Origin of the sequence: Mesorhizobium sp. M0621 (assembly GCF_040320745.1) — a bacterium.
Classification (GTDB): Bacteria; Pseudomonadota; Alphaproteobacteria; order Rhizobiales; family Rhizobiaceae; genus Mesorhizobium.
In genome coordinates this window covers 79576-88007 of the sequence record NZ_JAMYQF010000025.1, presented here as the reverse complement: position 1 = coordinate 88007, position 8432 = coordinate 79576, and the positions used below count along the sequence as shown (strand labels likewise).

General features: G+C 63.4%; 7 protein-coding genes and 1 tRNA gene. All 8 read right to left on the bottom strand.

Annotated features, from left to right (window positions below):
- On the bottom strand, positions 1-1320 hold a 1320-nt coding region (locus NKI38_RS18725), incomplete at its 3' end, for a VCBS domain-containing protein (protein ID WP_352659677.1).
- Positions 1321-2009: 689 nt separating this feature from the next.
- Entirely contained in the window at positions 2010-2264 is a 255-nt protein-coding gene (locus NKI38_RS18720; protein WP_352659681.1) for a DUF6538 domain-containing protein, read from the bottom strand.
- Between the two features lie 118 nt (positions 2265-2382).
- A tRNA-Leu gene (locus NKI38_RS18715) sits at positions 2383-2467 on the bottom strand.
- 162 nt (positions 2468-2629) lie between these two features.
- On the bottom strand, positions 2630-3250 hold the full coding sequence (locus NKI38_RS18710) for a 2,3-bisphosphoglycerate-dependent phosphoglycerate mutase (RefSeq protein ID WP_023762619.1): 621 nt from the start codon (positions 3248-3250) through the stop codon (positions 2630-2632).
- Positions 3251-3298: 48 nt separating this feature from the next.
- Complete coding sequence (gene dapB, locus NKI38_RS18705) at positions 3299-4141, bottom strand: 4-hydroxy-tetrahydrodipicolinate reductase (protein WP_352659676.1); 843 nt, start codon at positions 4139-4141, stop codon at positions 3299-3301.
- The gene (locus NKI38_RS18700) at positions 4138-5997 is read right to left on the bottom strand and encodes an ABC transporter ATP-binding protein (protein WP_352659675.1); all 1860 of its coding nucleotides are present in this window, start codon (positions 5995-5997) and stop codon (positions 4138-4140) included. Before NKI38_RS18700 ends, dapB begins: the two co-directional genes overlap by 4 nt.
- Positions 5998-6076: 79 nt before the next feature.
- Positions 6077-7123 (bottom strand): glucokinase, encoded by a 1047-nt coding sequence (locus tag NKI38_RS18695; protein ID WP_352659674.1) that lies wholly within the window; start codon positions 7121-7123, stop codon positions 6077-6079.
- A 186-nt stretch (positions 7124-7309) separates the two neighbouring features.
- The gene (gene mepA / locus NKI38_RS18690; protein ID WP_352659673.1) at positions 7310-8404 is read right to left on the bottom strand and encodes a penicillin-insensitive murein endopeptidase; all 1095 of its coding nucleotides are present in this window, start codon (positions 8402-8404) and stop codon (positions 7310-7312) included.
- Positions 8405-8432: the final 28 nt, after the last annotated feature.

The following is an 8432-nucleotide window of genomic DNA, read 5'->3' as shown; positions in this document are numbered from 1 at the left end:
GGTGTAGGTCCAGGCGCCGTCGGCGTCGATCGAGAAGTCGCCATAGGCGCCGGCCGCATTGGTCTGCGCCACCACATGCGCTTCACCCGTGTCAGCGTCGGTGATCGTCAGCTGGCCGCTGGTGTTCAGCGCCGCCGCCGTGTCGCCTTCGGTCACGGACTTCGAGTCCGAGCTCACCGTCGCCGCGTCGTTGGTGCCGGTGATGGTCACCGTCACCGTCCCCGTCGCCGTGCCGTCCTGGCTCGTCACCGTGAAGGTGTCGGTCACGACCTGACCCGCGGTCAGTTCGTTGTGCGCGCCGTTGCCGGTGTAGGTCCAGGCGCCGTCGGCGTCGATCGAGAAGTCGCCATAGGCGCCGGCCGCATTGGTCTGCGCCACCACATGCGCTTCACCCGTGTCAGGGTCGGTGATCGTCAGCTGGCCGCTGGTGTTCAGCGCCGCCGCCGTGTCGCCTTCGGTCACGGACTTCGAGTCCGAGCTCACCGTCGCCGCGTCGTTGGTGCCGGTGATATTGACGACGATGTTATAGCTCGCCGTTCCATCCGCCGATTTTACTGTCAGAGTGTCCGTAACATGCTGGCCCTGTGTCAGCGGATCGGCAAGCGCCTGGTTGAGCGTATAGGCCCACACGCCATTTGTCGTGTCGAAGGCGAACGTGCCGTAAGTGCCCAAGAGGCTTGGGGGAGCCTGGAAATGGTTCTGGCCGGCATCGGGGTCGGTAATGGTCAGCTGCCCACTGGCGTTGGGATCATTCAGCGTGCCATTGGCAACGCCGCCGGCCTCCACCACAGTCAGGTCTGCGCCGGTAACAGCGGTGATGATCGCGTCGTCATTGGTGCCTTGAATGTTGACCGACACGCTGGCCCAGCTCAGCGTTCCGTTGCCGAGCTTGATCGCATAGGTGAAGGTCTCATTGATATGGTCATCCGGACCCATGGCCTGCAGGCTGGAGAAGCCATGCGCCGCCAGATACCCGCTAAGGTCCATTTCGACCTTGCCGTTGTTGATGCGAATCAAAACGCCGCCGCCGAGGCTTTCCCAGCCGGAGACGCCGTTTGTCAGAGCGTCTGCCTTCGTCAGGTCGATCGGCGCGTATTGCTTGGTGCCCGTCGCCGCGTCGGAAATCGCGTCATCCACCGAATAGAGGGTTTTTGCGGCTCCGCCCAGATCATTCAGCATCACGTCCAGCAAGATGCTGGTTTGCGAGCCTGAAGCGAGGACGACCGTATCCTCGGTTAAATTGAAAACGTCATCCTTCGCCTGCGGTGTGTTGGAGAACGATGTCGTGGTGCCGCCGGCACCGATGACCTGAGTAGCCATTTTCAACCCCTGTTTGATCTAAAACAGACGACCCTACGCCTGCTTGTTGATAGCCCTAGACGACCACTGCTCTGTCCGAGCAAAGGGTCGCACGATTGGCACACAAACTGGGATGGATAGCCGGCGCGCACGAAGAGCCGGCTCGAACTGGCCATTCACGAACGGATAAATTATCCATGATCATGGCGCGGCGACCTAGTCGCCGCGCTGCGTCTCCAACCCCAACTGCATCGCCCCAACCCGTTGGTTGCCCACCACGAGATGTTAGAAGGTTCTTATATTAGGAGATTATTAACCCTCCGACAGAGGAAGCGTCAACGTGCAAATTTGAAAACAGTTAATAGTTGAAGTGGAAGCAGAGCCACAGCCACGGTAGTGACCTTCCACCCTAACTAAATGGGTCGCAGAACAATGCACGAGCACAACCCAAATGCCCGTTCGAAATTGTCTTGGCCGCTTTCCGGGCTTTACCAAGGCATCCTTCCAGTCGACGATATCCATCGACTCGATCGAGCGGATGTCATCGGCTTTGCCGCGCAAGGTGCGCCTTCAAATTTCGCACGTTTCGCCATGTCCATAGTCAGCAGCCGTCGGCGAGATGATGAGATCGCCGCTCCAGAGCCTTTTGGGATCGCGGGTTGCTTGTTCGAAGAAAGTTGCCTGTGCAACGATTTCGCGCTCGGCTACCTCTACGCCGTACCGTTTCGCCAGCGCGAAAAAGTCACCCTCGGTCCGCTGCGAAACCGAAATGTGATCGCTGTGTCTCTTTCCGATCGAACACGTTCGAACTGGTCCTCCAATTCGACAGTCTTTCGGGCAAGCCTAGATTTCGCGATTTTCAGATCTTTTGTGCGCAACGAGGTCACAACCAGCGTTCCGCCGAAGGTTGGCGCCACGTCTGTCGGCACCCAGGCACGGCAATAATACGTGCCGCCCCGCAACATCATTCGCTCAGGCAATCCTGCCACGCAATATGCCCCACCTATAACAGCGACTGTTACAACTGGGCCAAATTGCCGAATGACATCAAAAACGTTTCACCATCAAACGCTTAGCGTGTGATGGTGCCCAGAAGAGGACTCGAACCTCCACTCCTTGCGGAACACGGACCTGAACCGTGCGCGTCTACCAATTCCGCCATCTGGGCTGGTGCGGGCTCATGTAAGCGGGCAAGCGATGTGTGTCAACGCGCTTTTTTCAAAGCATGATCCCGAAAAGTGAGAACCGGTTTTCTCGGACAAACGGTTTTCATATGTCCAGAGATCATGCTCGATCAAGAACGGCCTGCTGCTTGCCGACTCAAGGACTATCAGCCCTCCAGCACTTCCTTCGAAGCCACGGTCGAATCGGCGTTGAGCTGGTAGATGACCGGCACGCCGGTGCCGAGCTCCAGCTTGACGATCTCCTCGCCCGACTTGCCGTCCAGCGCCATGATCAGCGCGCGCAGCGAGTTGCCGTGCGCGGCGACCAGCACCGTGCCGCCGCGCAATACGTGCGGTTGCAGGTCGTGCAGGTAATAGGGCCAGACGCGGGCGCCGGTGTCCTTCAGGCTTTCGCCGGCGGGCGGCGCCACGTCGTAGGAACGGCGCCAGACATGCACCTGCTCCTCGCCCCATTTCTTGCGGGCGTCGTCCTTGTTGAGGCCGGAGAGGTCGCCATAATCGCGCTCGTTCAGTGCCTGGTCGCGGATGGTTTTCAGGTCGCTCTGGCCGACCGCGTCGAGAACGTGCTGGCAGGTTTTTTGGGCTCGGATCAGCGCCGAGGTGAAGGCGATGTCGAATTTCAGCCCGCGCGCCTTGAGTTTCTGACCCGCGGCCTTGGCCTCGGCGTGGCCCTGCTCGGTCAGGTCGACGTCGCGCCAGCCGGTGAACAGGTTTTTCAGGTTCCATTCGCTCTGGCCGTGGCGCACGAGCACGAGGGTTCTCGACATGTTTGCTCCCTTCGGGTTGGCAGATTGGCAAGTTGGCGGATTGGTCGCTCAGCCGAGGCCGAGCACGTCCCGCATCGAATACAATCCCGGCTTCTTGCCGCGCGCCCAGAGCGCTGCCTTGACGGCGCCGCGGGCGAAGATGGCGCGGTCCTCGGCGTGGTGCGACAGCGTAATGCGCTCGCCGGTGCCAGCCACCAGCACGCTGTGATCGCCGACCACCGAGCCGCCGCGCAGCGTGGCAAAGCCGATCGAGCCCGCCTTGCGCACGCCGGTATGGCCGTCGCGGACCCGCACATCATTGCCGGCCAGCGGGATGCCGCGCCCGGCGGCGGCAGCCTCGCCAAGCAGCAGCGCGGTGCCCGACGGCGCGTCGACCTTGTGCTTGTGGTGCATTTCGAGAATCTCGATGTCGAAATCCTCGGCATCGAGCGCGCGCGCCGCCTGTTCGACCAGCACTGCCAGAAGATTGACGCCGAGGCTCATATTGCCTGACTTGACGATCGTCGCGTGGCGCGCCGCCGCCGCTATTCCAGCATTGTCTTCGGCCGAGCAACCGGTCGTGCCGATGACATGGACGATGCGCGCCTGCGCCGCGTAGCCGGCGAATTCGACTGATGAGGCTGGAGTGGTGAAATCGAGCACGCCATCGGCCTTGGCGAATACCGGCAGAGGGTCGCCGCTGATCGCCACATCAATGCGGCCGACGCCGGCGAGTTCGCCCGCATCCTTGCCCAGATGGGGCGAATCCGCGCGCTCGACAGCGCCGATGACCCGCGCGCCTGGAATGGTGTGGATGGCGCGGATGAGTGTCTGGCCCATGCGGCCGGCGGCACCCACCACCACCAGGCCCATATCATTTGCCGGTCTGTCGGTTGCTGATATCTCGCTCATGTCGTGCTCCCGGCGATGCTCTGCGTCTCGATGCTTCGCACCGAAGTCTGGATCGGCGCGCTGTCGTCGACAAGCCCCAGGCCCTTCACGCCCTGGATGCGGTGGAAGCGGGCATAGACGCTGTGCGGATCGGCCATCAGCGAGGCATGCGTGCCCTCCTCGACCAGCCTGCCCTGTTCCATGACGATGATGTGGTCGGCGTTGACCACCGTCGACAGCCGGTGCGCGATGACGATGGTGGTGCGCCCTTCCATGACCTGGGTGAGCGCCTGCTGGACGCGGGCTTCGGCTTCGTTGTCGAGCGCCGATGTTGCCTCGTCGAGCAAAAGGATCGGCGCCTGGCGCACGATGGCGCGTGCAATCGATACGCGCTGGCGCTGGCCGCCCGACAGCGTCACGCCATTCTCTCCAACCGGCGTGTCATAGCCCTGCGGCTGCTGGCGGATGAAATCGTCGGCCGCGGCCTGTTGTGCGGCCTGTTCGATCTCGGCATCGGTGGCACCCAGCCGGCCGTAGCGGATGTTGTCGCGAATGGTGCCTTCGAACAGGTAAGGCTGCTGCGACACATAGGCGATGGAGCCCCGCAGCGACTGTTTGGTGACCTTCGAGATGTCCTGGCCATCGATCTCGATCGTGCCCGCCTCGACGTCATAGAAGCGCTGCAGCAGCGCCACCAATGTCGTCTTGCCGGCGCCCGAGGCGCCGACGATCGCGGTCACCTTGCCGGCGGCGGCGGTGAAGCTCAGATCGTGCAGGACCGGCGCCTCCTCGACATAGCGGAAGGAGACGCTGTCGAAGCGCACTTCGCCGGAGGTGAATTTCGCCTCGGCGGCACCAGCAGCGTCACTCTGCTGCGGCTCGATGTCGAGAAGCTCGTAGATCATGCGCGCATTGACCAGCGCGCGTTCCATGCCGACCTGCATGCGCGCCAGCCGGCGGGCGGGATCATAGGCGAGCGTCAGCGCCGTAATGAAGGAAAACACCGCGCCGGGCGGCTGGCCGAGAACGGTGGCCCTGTAGCCGGAATAGGCGATGACGCTGGCGAAGGCGATGCCGGCCAGCAGTTCGGAAACCGGCGTCAGCCGCTCGGAGACGCGGGCGATCTTGTTCGACCGCTGTTCCGCATCCTCGGCGAGCTTGCTGATCCTGCGCGACAGCTCGTGCTCCATGGTGAAGGCCTTGACGATTGCGATGCCTTGCGTCGCCTCCTGCATGGCGCCGATCAGCCGCGAGTTGATCTGCACCGATTCGCGGGTGATGCGCCGCACCCGGCGCATCAGGTAGGTGACGGTCCAGATCAGCGGCGGCCCGATCAGCAGCGAGCTCAGCGAGAGCACCGGGTCCTGGTAGATCATGACGCCGACCAGGCCGACCAGCGAAACGGCGTCGCGTGCCGTCGAGGTCACCGTCATCGACAGAAGGTCGCGAATGCCGTTGACGTTCTCGTTGACCTGCGCGGCCAGCCGCCCGGACCTTGTGTCGTTGAAGAAGGAGACGCCGAGCTTCATCAGATGGTTGAAGATGCGCTGCTGGTAGCGCGCTACCAGATTGTTGCCGATCCTGGCCATGGTCACCGCCTGGCCGTAGCCGGCAAGGCCGCGCAAGATGAAAGCGCCGAGCAGCGCGGCACAAATCCATGGGATCAGGTCGCCGCGCCGTTCATAGAAGATCTGGTTGACGACCGGGCTCATGATCCAGGCGGCAAGCGCCGTCGTCGCCGACACGGTCAGCAGGCAGAGGATCGTGAAGATATACGCGCCCCGATATTCGCGGCCGTTTTCCTGGAGAATGCGGCGGATGACCGCCACGATCTCGCCCGCACGGGGTTTCGACAAATTGGGGGGCTGAAATGTCAAATCGGAGCGCTTCGTAGGGTTTCCGCTTCCCGCGGCCGGGCAATTCGGCACCCCTCTTAACGCCAAGGAGCCGGCTTGCCTATGCCTTGGGATGACTAACTTCGTCGCGCCAGCGGCGGCCCTCCGTCTGGACGCCGAACAGCGAGGGGTTGCGGGCATAGGCGGCAAGGCCCAGGAGTGCGGCCAGCGGGTGGGTGATGACATAGACCGGCATGGTCCGCATCAGCGCGCTGTGCGGCGCCTTGTCCTCGAAGGCGGCGCGGAAATTGCCGGCTTTCAGCGCCGGCACGATCTTTTGCGCGATGCCGCCGGTGAGGAACACGCCGCCGCGGCTCATGAACACCAGTGCGAGATCGCCGGCGGTGCGCCCAAGGCAGGTGACGAAGGTCTCCAGCGCTTCTTCGGCGACCGGATCGGTTTTCGCAAGTGCGGCGGCGGTGACTTCCGCCGGCGTGGTGAAAGGCGACGGCTTGCCATCCGCCTTGGCCACCGCCCGATAGACATTGACCAGACCGCGCCCGCACAGAATCTGCTCGCCCGAAATGCGGCCCTCAAGCTTCTCGATATGCGGGAAAACTTCGAAATCGCGCGGTGTGCGCGGGCCGATGTCCATATGGCCGCCCTCGCCGGGTACCGGAATCCAGTGGCGAAGCGCATAGACCAGCCCGGCGACGCCGAGCCCGGTTCCCGGACCCAGCACGACGCGACCGGCATTGGGCTCCGGCGTGCCGCCGCCGATCTTTTCCATGTGCTCCTCGCCGAGCGCGACGACGGCCAGCGCCTGCGCCTCGAAATCGTTGAGCACGACAATGTCGCTCAAGCCGAGATTGGCGAACATTTTTCTCGGCTTGACGACCCACGGGCAGTTGGTGAGCTCGATCTCGTCGCCATCGACCGGGCCGGCCACCGCCAGCACCGCCGAATTGGGGCGCACCGACGAGCGGTCGAGCACGGCCGCCTGGATCGCCTCGTCGATGGTGTTGTAGTTGGCCGTCTGGACGATGGTCGGCTCGCCGGCCTCGGAATTGGCGTCGAGCACGATCGAAAAGCGCGCATTGGTGCCGCCGATGTCGCCGATCAGGATCGGAAACCGCAACAAAGTATCGTCGTCACCTGTGCCTGGCATGCTCTCTTCCGTCCCGGCGCCCCTGACGGCATCTAGCCGCACTCCCGTTGACTAGCGCATGAGTTTGAAAAGGGAAACGGTTTTCGAACCCGGCGGCGCGCTGCGGCCGGGTCTGCGGCCAAACGGCCACTGTTTCGCAAACATCAGACTCTTAACCAATTGAGGCCACCGACAAGCGCGGCGACCTCAGTTTGCAGGCGGCCGTGGCCGCGGCAGCGGGATGCCGATCTCGGGCGTCTCGGTGAAGGCGCTCACCCCGCTCGGCAATCCAGCCGTGCCGCTGGCCGTGGTGGCCGGCAGCGACGGCGCTTCGGGTTCGGGAGCGGCCACCGCGACCGGCACGCTGCCGCCATGATAGGTCGCGGCCTCGGCTGAGGCCGGCCCCGGCGCGTCGAGCACGGCGCGGCATTCCTGGGGCAGGTTCGCCATCGTCATCAGGTCGCGGGCCTTCGGTGCATCCGGGTTCTTGTTGGGCCGCCACGGCTCCTCGGTAAACCACCAGGCCAGCGGCTTGCCGCAGCCATCATCGTCCGGCGTCGCTTCCTGCGCCTTGCAGCCCGGCGATCCTGGCTGGCAGCCGATGCGCATGTGGAAATGATAGTCGTGACCCCAGAACGGCCTGATCTTGCGCAGCCAGCTGCGGTCGCCCTTGACGGTGTCGCAGAGCTTTTTCTTGATACCCGGATTGACCAGGATGCGCTCGACTTGGCTGTAGCTCGCCGCACGCTTGAGAAGCCTTGTATGCGCCGGCGTCCACAGCGCGTCCCTCACCAGATGCGTCTTCTCGTCGACCATCAAGGTGGCGCTCTTGGTTTCGCGCTGAGCCATCGATAGCGGATGGCTGGGCATCGGCGTCAGCCAGATGTCGGCGTCGAGCCCGATCTGGTGCGAGGCATGGCCGGTCATCATCGGCCCGCCGCGCGGCTGCGAAATGTCGCCGATCAGCAAGCCCGGCCAACCATCAGCCGCTGCGTCGCGCGACAATTGCTCGATCACCGCGATCATCGCCGGATGGCCCCAGCGGCGGTTGCGTGACGGCCGCATCACTTCCCATGTCGGACCGTCCATGGGAATGGCGACGCCGCCGGCAAAACAGCCCTTGGAATAGAAGCCGATCGACTGCGTTGATGTCGCCGCCGGCAGTTTCTTGGCGCCGAACAGGTCTTTTGCCCGTTCCTCGGCGCTCGCAGGCTGCGTGGCGAACCCAACAATGGCAAACAGGCCGAGCGCGGCTGCCAGCAGTGATTTTTTACCGAGAGATAGCCGCATCGCTGTTTTCATGAAACCGGTTCCCCACCGCAATCCCAAG

What these genes read in the sequence shown, in the direction of transcription:
- NKI38_RS18720 (WP_352659681.1), bottom strand. Translation starts at nt 2,264, where the DNA reads ATGTTGCGGGGCGGCACGTATTATTGCCGTGCCTGGGTGCCGACAGAC.
- NKI38_RS18710 (WP_023762619.1), bottom strand. Translation starts at nt 3,250, where the DNA reads ATGTCGAGAACCCTCGTGCTCGTGCGCCACGGCCAGAGCGAATGGAAC.
- dapB (WP_352659676.1), bottom strand. Translation starts at nt 4,141, where the DNA reads ATGAGCGAGATATCAGCAACCGACAGACCGGCAAATGATATGGGCCTG.
- NKI38_RS18695 (WP_352659674.1), bottom strand. Translation starts at nt 7,123, where the DNA reads ATGCCAGGCACAGGTGACGACGATACTTTGTTGCGGTTTCCGATCCTG.
- mepA (WP_352659673.1), bottom strand. Translation starts at nt 8,404, where the DNA reads ATGAAAACAGCGATGCGGCTATCTCTCGGTAAAAAATCACTGCTGGCA.